Source organism: Micromonospora trifolii, from assembly GCF_050516465.1.
GTDB classification, from domain to species: Bacteria; Actinomycetota; Actinomycetes; order Mycobacteriales; family Micromonosporaceae; genus Micromonospora; species Micromonospora trifolii.
Map to the genome: position 1 here is coordinate 611,880 of NZ_CP191526.1, position 14,193 is coordinate 626,072.

Here is a 14,193-nt window from a genome sequence, read left to right on the forward strand (position 1 = left end):
GAGAAGGAGCTGCCCCCATGCGTCGAAGAATCACCGTCCCGCTGGTGGCGGCGGGCGCCGTCGCCGCCACCCTCACCGTCGCCGCCCCCGCGCAGGCGCACGGCTACGTCTCCGCCCCACCGAGCCGGCAGGCGCTCTGCGCGCAGGGCCGGGTGCCCGACTGCGGGCAGATCAAGTACGAGCCGCAGAGCGTCGAAGGGCCCAAGGGCCTGCGCAGCTGCAATGCCGGAATCGCCCAGTTCGCCGTCCTCAACGACGACAGTCGGGGTTGGCCGGCCACCTCGGTGGGCAGCTCCCTGACCTTCACCTGGGTGAACACTGCCCGGCACGCCACCAGCAACTGGGAGTACTGGATCGGCAACACCCGGGTCGGCGTGGTCAACGGCAACGGCCAGCAGCCGGGCGCCACGGTGTCGCACAACGTCAACCTCGGAGGCTTCTCCGGCCGGCAGAAGATCCTCGCGGTGTGGAACATCTCCGACACGGCGAACGCCTTCTACTCCTGCATCGACGTGCAGATCGGCGGCGGCGGGTCGAACCCGACCCCCACCCCCTCACCCACCCCGACCCCACGGCCCACCCCGACCACCACGCCGACCACTCCGCCCGCGCCGGGCGGCAGTTGGACGACGGGCCGGGCGTACCAGGTCGGCGACCAGGTCACCTACGGCGGAGCGACGTACCGCTGCCGGCAGGCGCACACCGCGATCCCGGGCTGGGAGCCGCCGAACGTACCGGCGCTCTGGCTCCAGGTCTGACCGCACGGGTGCGGCCCCTGGCCGCACCCGTGTCGCCGCCCTCGCGTGAACGGAGCAACCGGCATGCCCCGCCGTACCCCGCTGGCGACCCTCGTTGCCGCTCTGCTGCTCACCGGAGCCTGCGCCGGACCGCCCACGTCGAGCCCGTCGGCCCTGCCGCAGCCGGCACCCGCGTCCCCGGCCGGCTCGGCGGCGGCCGGGTCCGCGGGCGTCGGGTCTGCGATCGAGGCGGACGCGATGAGCGGAATCGACGTGGTGTTCCTGAGCACCATGGTCGGGCACAGCGAACGCACCCTGCAGATCGTCCGGCTGGCCCGGGACCGGGTGCGCGACGACGCGCTGCGCACCCTGGCCGCCGCCGTCGAGGCGACCGAGGCCGACGAGCTGGCCGCGATGCGCGGCTGGTTGCCCACGACCGGGCCGGGCGCCAGCGCGGCAGTACACCACCACGACGGGCACGGCGACGACGCCGCGCTCGACCGGCTGCGGACCGCGCCGGACGCGGACGTCGACCGAGTGCTGCGCGAGGTGCTCACCGACCACCAGCGATCGGCCGCCGACCTGGCCCGATCCCACGTCGGCGTCGGCCGCAACGAGCGGGTCCGCGACCTGGCCCGCCGGATCGAGCAGTCCCGGACCGCCGAGGTCGAGCTGCTCAGGGGTACGCCCTGAGCACGGCCATGCCCTGAGCGCTGTTACGCCCTGAGTGTCCGGGTCAGCGGGGTTCCAGCTTGATGGAGACCGAGTTGACGCAGTGCCGGGTGTCCTTCGGGGTGAAGCCCTCGCCGTGGAAGACGTGCCCGAGGTGACTGTCGCAGCGGGCGCAGCGGATCTCCGTACGGGCCATACCCAGGGTGCGGTCCTCGATCTCCTTGACCCGGCCCGGGATGGCGTCGTCGAAGCTCGGCCAGCCGCAGTGCGAGTCGAACTTCGTGTCGCTGGAGAACAGCTCCAGCCCGCAGGCGCGGCAGTGGTAGACCCCCTGGGTCTTCGTGTCCACGTACTCGCCTGTCCACGGGCGTTCGGTGCCGGCCTCCCGCAGGACGTGGAACTCCTCGGGGGTCAGTCGGACCCGCCACTCTTCGTCGGAACGGGGCAGCTCGTTGTCGTCAAGACTCACCCGTCAACGGTACGTCGAACGTCGGGGGCGTGGCATAAGGTCGCGGGATGGGTGGCACCAAGGCTGCGGCCGCCGAGGTCGAGGTAGCCGGGCACACCGTCCGGCTGAGCAGTCCGGATCGGGTGATCTTCCCGCAGCGGGGGTTCACCAAGGCGGACGTCTTCCACTACTACCTCGCGGTCGGCGACGGGATCATGCGTGCCCTGCGGGACCGGCCGACCACCCTGCAACGCTTCCCCGAGGGCGTCGAGGGCGAGGCGTTCTTCCAGAAGCGGGTGCCCACCCGGGGGGTGCCGCCCTGGGTGACGACCGCGCAGATCACCTTCCCGAGCGGCCGGAACGCGGCGGAGCTCTGCCCGGCCGACCTGGCGCACGTGGCCTGGGCGGCGCAGATGGGCACCATCGTCTTCCACCCGTGGCCCGTGCGGGCCGCTGACGTCGACCGCCCCGACGAGCTGCGCATCGACCTGGACCCGCAGCCCGGCACCGACTTCGCCGACGCGGCACGGGCCGCCGGCGAGGTCCGCGCGCTCCTCGACGAGCTGGGCGCGACCGGCTGGCCGAAGACCTCCGGCGGCCGGGGCGTGCACGTCTACCTGCGCATCCAACCCCGCTGGACGTTCACCGAGGTGCGCCGGGCCACCATCGCGCTGGCCCGGGAGGTGGAGCGCCGCAACCCCGACCTGGTCACCACCGCCTGGTGGAAGGAGGAGCGCGGCACCCGGGTCTTCGTCGACTTCAACCAGATGGCGCGCGACCGCACGATCGCCTGCGCGTACTCGCTGCGGGCCAACGCGCGGGCCACCGTCTCGACCCCGGTCAGCTGGGACGAGCTACCCGACGTCGACCCGGACGACTTCGACCTGCGCACCGTGCCGGCCCGGCTCGCCGAGCGTGGTGATCCGCACGCCGGCATCGACGACGCACCGTGGGACATCACCCCGCTGCTGGAGTGGGCCGAGCGGGACGCCGCCGCCGGCCAGGGCGACCTGCCGTACCCGCCGGACCACCCGAAGATGCCCGGCGAACCCAAGCGGGTGCAGCCGAGCCGCGCCAAGCGCACCCCGGAGGACGAGACCACCTGAGCGCGCCGGATGCCGGGCTGCCCGGGACGGCAGGTGGTCCTCCCCGAGCAGCCCGACGGTCTGCTACCCGTCTGGATTGCAGGGGTTGGACATCTTGGGATGGACCTGCTTGCCGGCGGCCACCGTGTCGGCGATCTCCCAGAACCCGTTTGGCCAGTCACCCTCGGCGTCCATCTGCTGGAGCACCTTCCAGTTGTGGCTGCTGCGCAACGCGTCAGCCGCCCGCCGGAGAGCGTCGTCGTCGTTACTCTTCTTCGCGCGCGTCCATTCGGTGATCCACGCGCAGCCGACCGGGCCGAGCACCTGGACGCCGAAGTGGTAGGGGTCGTTGATGCCTTCGACGCTCAGCGTCGCGGGGTCGAAGCCCGGTGGAAGCGGCACGTCGGCGAGCACCGCGGCCGCCCGCTCGTTCACCCGCGCCGGCGTGACGATCTCCGCCGGGAGCGCGGCCAGCCACGTACGGGCGTCGACGCGGACCACGCTGGCGAGAACCGTGTCGAAATCCGCGCGCGTCCAGGCGCTCCCGGTGCGCACCTCGACCATGGACCCGTCGCGAGGCCGGAGCAGGACCTCGAACTCGCGCTCGTTGTATCGGAACAGGTCACCCGGCCAGCGGTCGACCTGCACCGACTCCGGCTTGCTGACCTCGAGTCGATCCTTGTAACGACTGTCGTACTCGCTGGCCTCGTACCAGCTCATCCTGAGGTGCCGCGCACCGTTGCTGTAGGTGATGCTGCCCGCCCGCTTGGCGAACCCGTCGACGTTGGTCGCCTTCCAGCCGGGCTGATCGATCACCAGTCGCGGGTTCTCCTCGGCCGCCTTGAGCACCATCGCCGAATAGGAGGTCGTTCCGGGAGCTGCGGAGGTCGAAGACGTTTCGGGGGACGCCTCGTGGCCCTCGGGCTGATCCGTCTTCACCAGCGAGATGCCGAAGGCGACGGCGAGTACGGCGGCCGCGACGCCTGCGGTGGCGAGGCCGCCCAGCAGGCGGCGGCGCGGTCGAGGACGCCGGCCCGGTGGCTCGGGAACGGATTCGAGGATCGGCGTGGACATGATTTCCTCCAGGAGGTCCTGCGCGGCCCCGTCGAGGTGCGCGATGACCTCGGGTCGGTACGGGTCGGCGTCGCGGACCCTCCGGTCGAGCTGCTCGTCGGTCATCTGCCCTCCTCGGGGGCGCGTACGGCCATGACGTCGAGTACATGTCCGGGTGGACCGAGGTCGTCACCGACGATGTCTCGCAGACGAGCTCGGGCGCGGGACAGCCGCGTACGGACCGCAGCCGGGCTCACCTGGAGAACCACCGCGATCTCGCGTGGCTCCAGCCCTTCCCAGAAGGTCAGCATCAGCACCTCCCGGTCCATCTCGTTGAGCTGGGCCAGCGCGGCCCGGACGGTGAGTCGTTCGGGCACCTCGCTGCCCGGGTCGACGGCAAGGGCCGCCCGGAACCGTTGCCGCAGTCGGTCGCCCAGCCGCCCCCGGCGGCTGCCGCTGCGGTGGTGATTGGCCAGCACCCGACGGGCCACGCCGTGCAGCCACAACCGGGCCTCGGCGTCCGGCGGCATCTCGCGGCTGCGGCGCCAGGCGACGAGGAAGGTCTCGGCGACGATGTCGGCCGCGTCCTCGGGCTGCTCGACGCGTCGCATCGCGTACGCCAGCAGTGGCTCGAAGTTGATCGCGTAGACGCGTCGGAAGCGTTCCTCGTGCTCAGTCCCGGAGCTCACGTCTACTCCATGTCCGGATCGGCACCCGTCGTGACAGCCGAATATTCACGGCACGCCGTCCGTCGATGTCACGAGCGACGTGAACGCTACCGTCCACGTCGGGCACGGCTGACCCGCAGCGTCAGAGGCAGGACCCCGGGTCCACCGCTGTGCCGATGATCGCGAACAGCATTCGGCGGAACGTGTCGACCTCGGCCTGGCTGAAACCGGCCATCGCGTTCCGCTCCGCCTCCTCGCTGGCGCGCGCGACCCGCGCCCGTACCTCCTCGCCAACGGTCGTGATCGCCGGAATGCGCAGCCGGCGGTCGCGGGGATCGGAGTGGCGTACGACGAGATTCTTCTGTTCGAGTCGATCGAGTTGGGTCATCAGCGTGGTCTTGTCGAGCCCGAGGGTCCTGGCCAGCTCGACCTGGGTCAGCCCGGGTGTCTTGTCGAGCGCGCTCAACACGATGTAGTCCCGCAGGTGCAGGCCGTGCCTCTCGGCCTGTTCGCCGGTCACCACGTGCATCCGTTGGGCGGCGCGATGCAACAGCCAGGTGATCTCGGAGTCGAGCGACGGCGCCGGTCCTTCCGTCATCGCGCCGCACCCGGCAGGAGCGGGATTCCCTCGTAGGCGCGCCGGTCGTGGGCGGGGACGACCTGCATCAGCTCGGTCAACGCGGCCGATCGCAGGATGCCCTGCCGCACCTGTTCGGCGTCGCTGTCGGCGAGGGCCCGTAGCAGCCAGGGGCGTTCCACGAGCCGGTGGACTCCGTCCAGTTGCCAGGTCAGGTCGCCGATGAACGCGTAGCGCTGCCCGGACGGAAGGGTCACGAACGCGACCACGGACCCCGTCGTGTGGCCGCCGGCCAACGCCAGCACCAGGGATCCGTCGCCGTGGACGTCGAAGCTCGCGGAGAAGCCGAGGTACGCGGGTCCGTCGAAGGAGTATTCACGGATCTCGTGGCCGGGCGAGACGGCGCGGTAGACCTTGCCGTCACCGTCGCTGGCGGCGTACTCAAGCTCACCCCGGTTCATCCAGACCGGGAGGTCGAGCGAGTCCAGGCCGCTCGCGTGGTCCCAGTGCGAGTGCGTCAGGAACACCCCGCGGAGCCTGGTGCGGTCGTAACCGCTGTCGTCGAGCTGCTCGCGCACCGTCCGGGTGCTCTGGAAGGGGGCGCGGGCGAACCGCGGCTGCATGGCGACGTGCGCGGCGACGTTGGCCCCGAAGCCGGCGTCGATGAGGAAGTCGCCCTTCGGGTGCCGCACGAGGATGGCGGTGGCGGCGAACTGCCGCTTGTCACGAAACGAGCCACCGCGAACGGCAAATGCCGCTCGCGTCTCGTAGGTGCCCGTGGGGAGTTGATAGATCGTCATGTCGGGTGGCGGTGTCGCCTCGGGAAGGGCAGCCGTCCACGGCTCGGGGGCAGGAAGCGTTCTCACCGCTCGATCGTACGACGTCAGATCGTCTGACGCCAGACGAAGTTGCCCTTACCGAGGATGTCGTACACCTGTTCTAAAGCCCATCACCTCCGGCACTGGGCCCACGGCGGCCCGACCCAGACGGGTAGCGCCGCCGGTAGCGTCCACGTCGACGCGAGGAGCGAGATCGGTCCCTCGGCGAGCGCCCACAGCACGGAACGGTCCGGGTCCTCAACCAGCGTGGCCCGCTGTTCGGGCGTGACATGCACCGCTTGCGCAAGGATCTTGCGCACCTTGTGGTCGGGGTGGTCGACCAGCGCCTCGAACTGCTCGTCGGTCCATTCCAGACGGAAGGTCACGGCGAACTCCACCTCCCGCAGGTGCTCCTCGACAAGCTGCCGCAACAGGTCGGCGGGAATGGCGGGGTTGCGGATCAGGCCGCGTAGCCGAGCCCGTGCCGGGTTGTTGTGGTGGGCGAGGAACGCGTCGTTGACGTACAGCGGGACCTCCAGGGTTTGCGGAGCCGCAGTGTCGGCGCCTGCGGTTAGCCTGCCGTCATGGCCACAGAGCTGGATGAGTTGATCGTCGCGGACGCCGACGCCCTACGCGCGTGGTTGTCGGCCAACCACGCCACGTCGCCCGGCGTGTGGCTCGCCCTGACCAAGAAGGGTGGCACGGTCACGACGCTGACCTGGCAGCAGGCGGTCGACGAGGGCCTGTGCGTCGGCTGGATCGACGGGCAGGCCCGCAAGCGGGATGAGGAGTCGTCCTGGATCCGGTTCACCCCGCGTCGGCCCCGCAGTTCCTGGTCCCAGCGCAACGTCGGGCACGTGGCCCGGCTGGAGGAGCAGGGGCGGATGTTGCCGGCGGGCCGTGCCGCGGTGGACGCCGCGAAGGCGGACGGACGGTGGGAGGCCGCCTACGCCCCGCCGTCGGAGGCGGAGGTGCCGGCCGACCTACTCGCCGCCATCGCCGCCGAGCCCGCCGCCCAGGCCATGCTCGACGTGCTCACCAAGGCCAACCGGTTCGCTCTCATCCATCGCCTCAATGCCGTCAAGCGGGCGGAGACCCGCGAGCGCAAGATCGGCGAATTCGTCGCCATGCTGGCCCGTCACGAGACGTTCTACCCCCAGAAGGCGAGGCCGGCGCCCGGGCCGACGTCGTCGTGAGCGGGAGTCGACGTCCCGCCAACCGATTGACTTTCGATAGGTAACGAGCGAAACTCGATGCATGGTTACGGAGCATCGAGCGGTTGCCGCTCTCAGAGTTTTTCTCGTGGTGCTGTTCGGGGTCCTGGTCCTGTTTCAGACCTTCTCCCTGCCCGGACAGTTCGCCCACATGGCCGCGGAATCGCCGCAGGACGCCTACCTCCGGTGGCCGGCAACGGTCGTGGCGGTGTTCTGGGTGCTGTGCGTCCAGGTCGTCATCGTCGCGACCTGGAAGTTGCTCAGCCTGGTCAAGAGCGACCGCATCTTCACCGAAGCGTCCCTCAAGTGGGTGGACGCGATCGTGTGGGCCATCGCCGCCGCGTGGGTGGTGCTCGTGGGTGTCTTCCTCTACGTGGGGTTCAACGCGGACGACCCGGGGCTGCCGCTGCTGCTGTTCCTGCTGACGGTGGGCGTCAGCGTGCTGGGGCTCCTCATGGTGGTGATGCGGGCGCTGTTGCGGCAGGCCACCACCCTGCGGACCGACATGGAAGCGGTGATCTGATGCCCATCGTCGTCCGCATCGACGTGGAGTTGGCCAAGCGCAAGATGAGCGTCGGTGAGTTCGCCGAGCGCGTCGGGCTCACCCCCGCCAACGTGGCGGTGCTGAAGAACGGCCGCGCCAAGGCGGTCCGCTTCAGCACCCTCGAAGCGATGTGCCGAGTGCTCGACTGCCAACCCGGAGACCTGCTGGAGTGGGTCGAGGAGGAAACCCCATGAAGTACATCCTGACCGTCGCCGCCATTCTCGTGGTCGCTCTCGGCGTCGCCGGCATCGTGCACGGGGAGGCCGACGACTCGCCGGGCCTCCAACTCCTGGGCGTCGTGCTCGTGCTCGGCGCGGTGGTGTTCGGCATCCGCAACCTTCGCGGCGGCAGTTAGCCGCCCAGGCGCGGTGGTCAGCCTGAGCTGACCCTCCCCGTAATAACGATCATGTAACGGGCGCGAACCTTTCCCGGTAGGTGGCCTGTCTTGATGGTCGTCGGCCCGCCAGGGCCAGGGGAGGCGTCGGATGAAGCTGGTGTGGAGGCGGGCCCGCGAGGCGCGAGGGTTGCTGGTCGCGGCGGTGATCGCTGCCCTCGTCGCCGTCGCGTTGGTCACTGGGCTTTCCGACTACAACCGTCGGGCGGTGGACGCCGGGCAGCGAGCTCTGGTCGCCGCCTCGCCCGCCGAGGAGCGCGGCCTTCTGGTCAGTGGCTCGGGTGGCCGGGACGCGGCCGAGTTCGCCACCCGGGACAAGGCGGTCCGAGCCGAGTTCGCCACCGGGCTCGGCGGCGTCCCGGTCAGTGTCACCGCCGCCCGTTACGGCACCGGCCGGGAACTGACCGGCGACCTCGGGCAGATCCCGCGTACGGCCGACGAACCGGTCTTCGCGAACCTGGCCACGCTCGCCGATCTCGCCAGCCACGCGGAGCTGACCGGCGGAGCCTGGCCCAGCCCCGGAGCGAACCCCGTCCAGGTGAGCCTGCCCGAGCGGGTCGCCGGCGCCCTCGGCCTGACCGTCGGCGAACGCGTCCCGGTGCGCGACCGGGCCACCGAACGACGCGGGGAGTTGGTGCTCGCCGGCACGTGGCGGCCCCGCGACCCGACGGACGCCTACTGGCTGCTGGCCCCCGGCGTGGGGGCGGGCAGTGCTGGTTCCGGCACCTCGTACGGGCCGTTCACGCTCGACCCGGCCGACTTCGCGGCCACCTTCCCCGGCTCGGTGTCGGCGTCCTGGCTGGCCCAACCGGACCTCGGCGCCGTCGACACCGCCGACCTGCCCGCCGTTCGGAAAGCCCTCACCGAGGCGGTCTCGGCCGTTCCTGAGGCCGCCCAACTGGGCAGCTCCGGGCAGACGGTGACCAAGATGCCGCAGTTGCTGGACCGGATTGCCCGCGCCGACCTGGTGGGTCGCTCGTCGCTGGCCACCCCGCTGCTGCTCATCCTGGTGCTCGCCGGGTACGCGCTGGTGCTGGTCGCCGCGTTGCTGCACGAGGACCGCCGCCCACAGACCGCGCTGCTGCGCGCCCGAGGCGCCGCCCGTCGGCAGTTGGCCGGCCTGGCCGCCCGTGAGGCGACCCTGGTGGTCGCCCCGGCCGCCGTGCTCGGTCCGCTGATCGCCGGTGAGGCGCTGCGGTACATCCGACCCGGTGGGTCGGGCGACCTCTCCACCGCCGGCGGCAACACCACACTGGTCTGGGCGGCGGCAGCGGCCACCGCGGCCGGCTGCCTCGTCGCCATGGTCCTTCCGACGCTGCGCGGTGCCGGGACGTACGTCGCCGACATGGCGGCCCGATCCCGGCCGAACCGGGCCGCGAGCGTCCAACGCGCCAGCGTCGACCTGGTGCTCGTGGCGCTCGCCGTGCTCGCCTGGGTGCAGCTACGCCGGTACGCCTCCCCGCTGGCCGGCTCGGGTGGCCAGCTCGGGATCGACCCGCTGCTGGTCGCCGCCCCGACGCTCGGCGTGCTGGCCGGTGCCGTGCTGGCGTTGCGGGTGCTCCCGCCGCTCACCCGGTTCGCGGAGCGGTTCGTCGACCGACGTCCCTGGACCGCCACCATGTTCGGCATGTGGCAGGCCGGCCGGCGTCCCCACGCCGGCCCGGTGTTGCTGCTCGCCCTCGCCGTCGGCGGCAGCACCCTGGCCTGGTCGCTGATCAGCACCGGCGAGCGGTCCCAGGTCGAGCAGGCCGGCCACACGGTCGGTGCCGACCTCCGGGTGACCGAACGGGCCGGGGGCGCCCCACCGACCCGGGCCGGTGAACTCGCCGCGCTACCGAGCGTGGACCGGGTGCTGCCGGCATGGCGGGACGAGATCCGGGTCGGGCGGGAGAACCTGCCGGCGACCGTGATCGGTGTCGACCCGGCCAGCGCCCCGGGCGTCGTCCGGCTCGCCGACCGCCTCGGCGACGGATCGGCGTCGGAGCAGTACCGGAGGATGGTCGGCGCGCGGGGAGAGCCCGCCGGCGTCGAACTGCCCGCCGAGGCGCGCACGATCACCGGCACGATCCGTACCCCGGTGAGCAACGCCGCCCGGTCGCTGAAGGTCGCGGTGACGCTGCTGGTCACCACCCCCGACGGGCTCGCCCTGCGGCTGCCGGCGGCCAACGCCGACGGCGACGGCCGGGCCACCCCGTTCACCGCGCAACTGCCCGACCTGGGCGGGACGCGGCTGCGGCTGGCCGGCTTCGAGGCCGACGGTGGGTTGGCCGCCGGCAACTCCTACCAGCTCCAGGTGGACGGGCTGACGGTGGTCAAGGCCGACGGCACGAACCAACCGGCCGAACTCGGCGGCGACTGGGTCATGACGGCCCCCGGACAGCCGTCCACACCGGTGCCGACCGCCGGCACCGGGTTCGCCGCGGTCCGCGCGGTCGACGTGATTCCCGGCGGGCAGTTCGCGTACCAGCCGCCAACCCGGTTCGCTGTCGTGCCGGGCGGGGAGAGTAGGCCCGTACCGGTGTTGATGACCCCCGGGGTCATCAACTCGCTGAGCCTGCGCGTCGGCGACACCGTCGACCTGACCCTCTCCGGGGCGACGCTGCCGGTGCACCTGGTCGGCGAGCTGGCCGCCGTGCCGGCCACCACCGGCGAAGGCGTCCTGCTGGACCTGCCGGCCGCGGTCGACGCGATGATCCGGAGCAGCGGCGCGGTGCGACCCGTACCGGAATGGTGGGTCGGCGCCGGCGACGCGAACGCCGCCGCCCAGGCGGCCAGCGCACTCCCGGGCGTCACAGTGCTCAACCGGGAGGCGGCCATCGAGGCGGCCGCCGACGACCCGTACTGGCGCGGCTCGCGTACCGGCATGCTCGCCGCCGCGCTCGGCGCGGTGCTGCTCGCCCTCGTCGGCCTGATGGTGGACGTGTGGGCCACCGCCCGGCGTCGGCTCGGCGAGTTCGCGGTGCTGCACACCCTCGGCGCCACGCCCCGGCTGATGGCTCGGGCGCTGCTCGCCGAACAGACGTTCCTCGCCGGCATCGGCGTGGGCGTCGGGCTGTTACTCGGCACCGCGGTCGGCGCGACGATGGCACCACTGGTCATCCTCACCCCGGCCGCCGGTCGGCCGACACCCCCGGCGGCGTTCGTGCTGCCCTGGGTGCCAATCGGCCTGACCGCGGTCGGTCTGCTGCTGGCGGCGCTCGCCTTCAGCGCGTTCATCGCCGCCGGCATCCGTCAGCGGGTGGCGGCGGTGCAGCTGCGAATCGGGGGAGAACGATGAGCGTCGGGGCGGCCGTCCGGCGGGTCCGGGCGTACGGGGGGCAGTTCCTTCTGCTGGCGGTGTTGACCCTGGTGGTCACGCTGCTGATCAGCGGAGTGCCCCGGCTGGTCAACCGGCTCGCCGAGCAGGGGCTGCGAACGCAACTCAACAGCGAGCCGGCCGCTCGCCGGGACCTCTCGTACACCACCAGCCTGGCGGCGGCGACGTCACAGCGGACGGCGATGGGCAACGCCGCCGAACGGTTCCACGCCCTGGCCGCGGCGATGCCGCCGCAGGTGCGCTCGGCCGTGACCGAGCGGTGGTACAGCGTCGAGACGGCGGGGGCCCGCGTGGTCGGACCCGACCTGGCGGCCCGCAACCTGCTGGTCGACCTGGGCCTGCGGGCCATGCCCGACATGCAGGGCGCGAGCACCCTCGTCGAGGGGGCGTGGCCGAGCGAGACGTACGTTCCCGACCGACCGATCGAGGTGGCGCTGGACGTCGACGTGGCCCGCAAGCTCAACCTGCGCGCCGGCAGCCAACTGCGCATCGGCAACACCGACGACAAGGGCAGACTCGTCGACGGCGCCCCGCTGGTGGTGGCCGGGCTGTTCCGCCCCGTCGACCGCGCCAACGGCATCTGGGATGGGCTGCCACAGCTGCTGCGGATCATCGAACCGCAGGGTGATGGCGCGCCGTTCGAGATCGTCGGCGTCGTCGCGCAGTCGGCCCTCAACAAGCGGGCCGCGGCGGGCTGGCCCATCCAGTCCAATTGGCGATACCGACTGGGCGTCGATCGGATCGACGCACGCGAGCTGGACCAGCTGATCGACGGCCTTCAGGTGATGCAGCGCAACCTGCCGACGGAAATCACGCTGACCCAGGGCGTCGACGTTCCGTTGCGCGCGTTCGCCGCCCAGATCGATGCCGTCCGGACCCTGCTCGCGGTGATCGCGGCCGGTATCCTGGCCACCCTGGCGGGCCTCATCGTGCTTGCGGCCGGTCTCGCCACCCGACGGCGTCGCTCGGAGTTCGCGCTGCTACGCGCCCGTGGGGGCGGGGCCACCGCCGGCGCCCGGCGCAGCCTCGCCGAGTCGGTGCTGGTGGTGCCGGTCGCCGCCGCGCTGGGCTGGTGGCTGGGCACGCTGTTCCCCGGCGCCCCGGATCCGACCACGCCGTACGTCATCGTGGTGACCGTGCTGGTCACACTGGCGCTGCCGTTGGCGACGCTGGCCGTACCGGCCGGCGGAGCGGTTCGCCGGGACCTGATCCGGGTGCGCCCGTCGGCCCGTCGGCTCACCGTCGAGGTCTCCCTGCTGCTCCTGGCCGGGCTCGCCGCGGTGCTGCTGCGTCGGCGTGGTCTGACCCTCGGCGAGGTGGATCCACTGCTCGTGTCGGTGCCGGTGCTCCTGGCGGTCGCGGCGGCGGTGCTGGCGCTGCGCGCGTACCCCTGGCCGTTGTTGCTGGTCAGCCGGCTTGCCGCGCGGACCCGGGGCAGCGTGGCCTTCCTCGGCACGGCCCGCGCCGGCCGCGCGGCGGTCGCCGCCCCGCTGGTCGTGGTGGTGCTGGCGATCGGCACGGCGGCGTTCTGCGCGGTCGTGGCCGCCGGCGTCGACGCGAGCCGGGAACGGGCCGCCGCGCAGATAGTGCCCGCCGACGCGGTGATCCGTGGGGAGCGCTTCGCACCCGACACCGTCGACGAGCTGGGCCGTCTGCCGGGGGTCCGGGCCGTCACCCGGGTGTTGTACGAGGACGATGAGCGGTTCGCGTCCGACGAGGTCGGCACCGACGCCTTCGTCGAGCAGACGGACGTGCTGCTGGTTGACGGCTCAGGGTTGGACACCGTCGCCCGCGAATCCCAGGTGGACCTCCCGGTTCCGGTCGCGCTGCGCACCGCCGGGCCCGGCCAGGGTCCGCTGCCGGCGATCGTCTCACCGGCGGTCGCCGCCGACCTGGCCAAGGCCGGGCTGGATGACTCGGCCTTCATCTCGGTGCAGGGCCAGCGGTACGAGTTCCGGGTGGCCGGCATCCAGGACGGCTTCCCGCTGCTGGCGGCGAACGTCAGCCGGTTCGTGATCCTGCCCTGGCAGGCCCTGCCGACGCGGACCACCACCCCGGTGCCGACCAGCCTGCTGATCGCCGGGGACCCGCTGGACGCCGAAGCGCTGCGCGTCGCCGGCGACCAGGGGCAGCTGCGTTACCAGCAGCAGGGTGCCGTGACCGGCCGGGAACGGCCGCTCGGGGTAACCGTCGACACCCGGGCGGACGTCCGTCGGGACCTTGGCGAGGGCGGGGCGAACGGGGTGCTGGCCTTCGGGTTCGTGGCCGGCGCCGCCGGCGGCACCCTGCTCGGGCTGTTGGCCATCGCGTTCACCGTGCTGGCCGGCGCGCGCGCCCGGGGCCAGGTGCTGTCCCGGCTGCGCACCCTCGGCCTGTCCCGCCGACAGTGGCGAGGGCTGCTGCTGGTCGAGTTGACCCCGCTGGTCGCGGTGTCGGTGCTGACCGGCGCGCTCGTCGGCGCGGTGCTGCCCCTACTGCTCAACCCGGTGCTCGGCCTGTCCGCGTTCACCAGTGGTGTGCCCGTCCGGGTGGCTTTCGAGCCCAGCCTGGTCGCCGCTGTGCTCGCGCTCGGGGCGGTCGCCCTCGGCTTCGCGGTCGCCGTCGAGGCCCTGAACAACCGCCGGTTGCGCCTCGGAGAGGTGCTTCGGCTCGGAGAGGAGAGCTGAG

15 protein-coding genes are annotated in these 14,193 nt (G+C 72.2%); 9 read left to right on the forward strand and 6 right to left on the reverse strand.

From position 1 onward, the window contains the following. Window positions 1–17: 17 nt before the first annotated feature. Together ACQRWP_RS02795 and ACQRWP_RS02800 are read left to right on the forward strand one after the other, a co-directional pair. Entirely contained in the window at window positions 18–758 is a 741-nt protein-coding gene (locus ACQRWP_RS02795) for a lytic polysaccharide monooxygenase (RefSeq protein ID WP_430500658.1), read from the forward strand. Between the two features lie 63 nt (window positions 759–821). Next, window positions 822–1,430 carry a DUF305 domain-containing protein gene (locus ACQRWP_RS02800; protein WP_430500659.1) on the forward strand — a complete coding sequence of 203 codons (609 nt, stop codon included), beginning with the start codon at window positions 822–824 and terminating at the stop codon, window positions 1,428–1,430. A 43-nt stretch (window positions 1,431–1,473) separates the two neighbouring features. Here the strand turns inward: ACQRWP_RS02800 and msrB are convergent, their stop codons facing one another. Continuing rightward, window positions 1,474–1,878: a peptide-methionine (R)-S-oxide reductase MsrB gene (gene msrB / locus ACQRWP_RS02805; protein ID WP_430500660.1), complete on the reverse strand. Its 405-nt coding sequence runs from the start codon at window positions 1,876–1,878 to the stop codon at window positions 1,474–1,476. A gap of 47 nt (window positions 1,879–1,925) precedes the next feature. Between msrB and ligD the strand changes: the two genes are divergently transcribed. Beyond that, on the forward strand, window positions 1,926–2,963 hold the full coding sequence (ligD, locus tag ACQRWP_RS02810; RefSeq protein WP_430500661.1) for a non-homologous end-joining DNA ligase: 1,038 nt from the start codon (window positions 1,926–1,928) through the stop codon (window positions 2,961–2,963). 63 nt (window positions 2,964–3,026) lie between these two features. Here the strand turns inward: ligD and ACQRWP_RS02815 are convergent, their stop codons facing one another. The 5 genes from ACQRWP_RS02815 to ACQRWP_RS02835 form a co-directional block, all read right to left on the reverse strand. Beyond that, window positions 3,027–4,121, reverse strand: coding sequence for a hypothetical protein (locus tag ACQRWP_RS02815; protein ID WP_430500662.1), 1,095 nt, complete (start codon window positions 4,119–4,121; stop codon window positions 3,027–3,029). Beyond that, on the reverse strand, window positions 4,118–4,684 hold the full coding sequence (locus ACQRWP_RS02820) for an RNA polymerase sigma factor (RefSeq protein WP_430500663.1): 567 nt from the start codon (window positions 4,682–4,684) through the stop codon (window positions 4,118–4,120). Before ACQRWP_RS02820 ends, ACQRWP_RS02815 begins: the two co-directional genes overlap by 4 nt. A gap of 121 nt (window positions 4,685–4,805) precedes the next feature. Beyond that, window positions 4,806–5,261: a MarR family winged helix-turn-helix transcriptional regulator gene (locus ACQRWP_RS02825; RefSeq protein ID WP_430500664.1), complete on the reverse strand. Its 456-nt coding sequence runs from the start codon at window positions 5,259–5,261 to the stop codon at window positions 4,806–4,808. Then, window positions 5,258–6,106: an MBL fold metallo-hydrolase gene (locus tag ACQRWP_RS02830; protein ID WP_430500665.1), complete on the reverse strand. Its 849-nt coding sequence runs from the start codon at window positions 6,104–6,106 to the stop codon at window positions 5,258–5,260. Before ACQRWP_RS02830 ends, ACQRWP_RS02825 begins: the two co-directional genes overlap by 4 nt. 83 nt (window positions 6,107–6,189) lie before the next feature. Next, the gene (locus tag ACQRWP_RS02835) at window positions 6,190–6,444 is read right to left on the reverse strand and encodes a hypothetical protein (protein ID WP_430500666.1); all 255 of its coding nucleotides are present in this window, start codon (window positions 6,442–6,444) and stop codon (window positions 6,190–6,192) included. A 198-nt stretch (window positions 6,445–6,642) separates the two neighbouring features. Here ACQRWP_RS02835 and ACQRWP_RS02840 point away from each other — a divergent pair, with 198 nt between their 5' ends. The 6 genes from ACQRWP_RS02840 to ACQRWP_RS02865 all read left to right on the forward strand — a co-directional run bounded on the left by ACQRWP_RS02840 (window position 6,643) and on the right by ACQRWP_RS02865 (window position 14,192). Then, window positions 6,643–7,254 (forward strand): YdeI/OmpD-associated family protein, encoded by a 612-nt coding sequence (locus ACQRWP_RS02840; protein ID WP_430500667.1) that lies wholly within the window; start codon window positions 6,643–6,645, stop codon window positions 7,252–7,254. 106 nt (window positions 7,255–7,360) lie between these two features. Beyond that, a complete protein-coding gene (locus ACQRWP_RS02845; RefSeq protein ID WP_258400826.1) occupies window positions 7,361–7,795 on the forward strand; it encodes a DUF2975 domain-containing protein in 435 nt (144 codons plus the stop codon). Continuing rightward, a complete protein-coding gene (locus ACQRWP_RS02850; RefSeq protein WP_030336216.1) occupies window positions 7,795–8,010 on the forward strand; it encodes a helix-turn-helix domain-containing protein in 216 nt (71 codons plus the stop codon). Before ACQRWP_RS02845 ends, ACQRWP_RS02850 begins: the two co-directional genes overlap by 1 nt. Beyond that, entirely contained in the window at window positions 8,007–8,171 is a 165-nt protein-coding gene (locus tag ACQRWP_RS02855) for a hypothetical protein (protein ID WP_430500668.1), read from the forward strand. The genes ACQRWP_RS02850 and ACQRWP_RS02855 overlap by 4 nt, the downstream gene beginning before the upstream one ends. A gap of 130 nt (window positions 8,172–8,301) precedes the next feature. Then, a complete protein-coding gene (locus ACQRWP_RS02860) occupies window positions 8,302–11,487 on the forward strand; it encodes an FtsX-like permease family protein (RefSeq protein ID WP_430500669.1) in 3,186 nt (1,061 codons plus the stop codon). Then, window positions 11,484–14,192 (forward strand): FtsX-like permease family protein, encoded by a 2,709-nt coding sequence (locus ACQRWP_RS02865; RefSeq protein ID WP_430500670.1) that lies wholly within the window; start codon window positions 11,484–11,486, stop codon window positions 14,190–14,192. The genes ACQRWP_RS02860 and ACQRWP_RS02865 overlap by 4 nt, the downstream gene beginning before the upstream one ends. Window position 14,193 lies beyond the last annotated feature (1 nt).

Bases quoted from the DNA above. Each gene is read 5' to 3' on its own strand.
- ACQRWP_RS02840 (WP_430500667.1), top strand. From the start codon at position 6,643: ATGGCCACAGAGCTGGATGAGTTGATCGTCGCGGACGCCGACGCCCTA.
- ACQRWP_RS02860 (WP_430500669.1), top strand. From the start codon at position 8,302: ATGAAGCTGGTGTGGAGGCGGGCCCGCGAGGCGCGAGGGTTGCTGGTC.
- ACQRWP_RS02825 (WP_430500664.1), bottom strand. From the start codon at position 5,261: ATGACGGAAGGACCGGCGCCGTCGCTCGACTCCGAGATCACCTGGCTG.
- ACQRWP_RS02815 (WP_430500662.1), bottom strand. From the start codon at position 4,121: ATGACCGACGAGCAGCTCGACCGGAGGGTCCGCGACGCCGACCCGTAC.
- ACQRWP_RS02865 (WP_430500670.1), top strand. From the start codon at position 11,484: ATGAGCGTCGGGGCGGCCGTCCGGCGGGTCCGGGCGTACGGGGGGCAG.
- ACQRWP_RS02850 (WP_030336216.1), top strand. From the start codon at position 7,795: ATGCCCATCGTCGTCCGCATCGACGTGGAGTTGGCCAAGCGCAAGATG.
- ligD (WP_430500661.1), top strand. From the start codon at position 1,926: ATGGGTGGCACCAAGGCTGCGGCCGCCGAGGTCGAGGTAGCCGGGCAC.
- ACQRWP_RS02800 (WP_430500659.1), top strand. From the start codon at position 822: ATGCCCCGCCGTACCCCGCTGGCGACCCTCGTTGCCGCTCTGCTGCTC.
- ACQRWP_RS02795 (WP_430500658.1), top strand. From the start codon at position 18: ATGCGTCGAAGAATCACCGTCCCGCTGGTGGCGGCGGGCGCCGTCGCC.
- ACQRWP_RS02855 (WP_430500668.1), top strand. From the start codon at position 8,007: ATGAAGTACATCCTGACCGTCGCCGCCATTCTCGTGGTCGCTCTCGGC.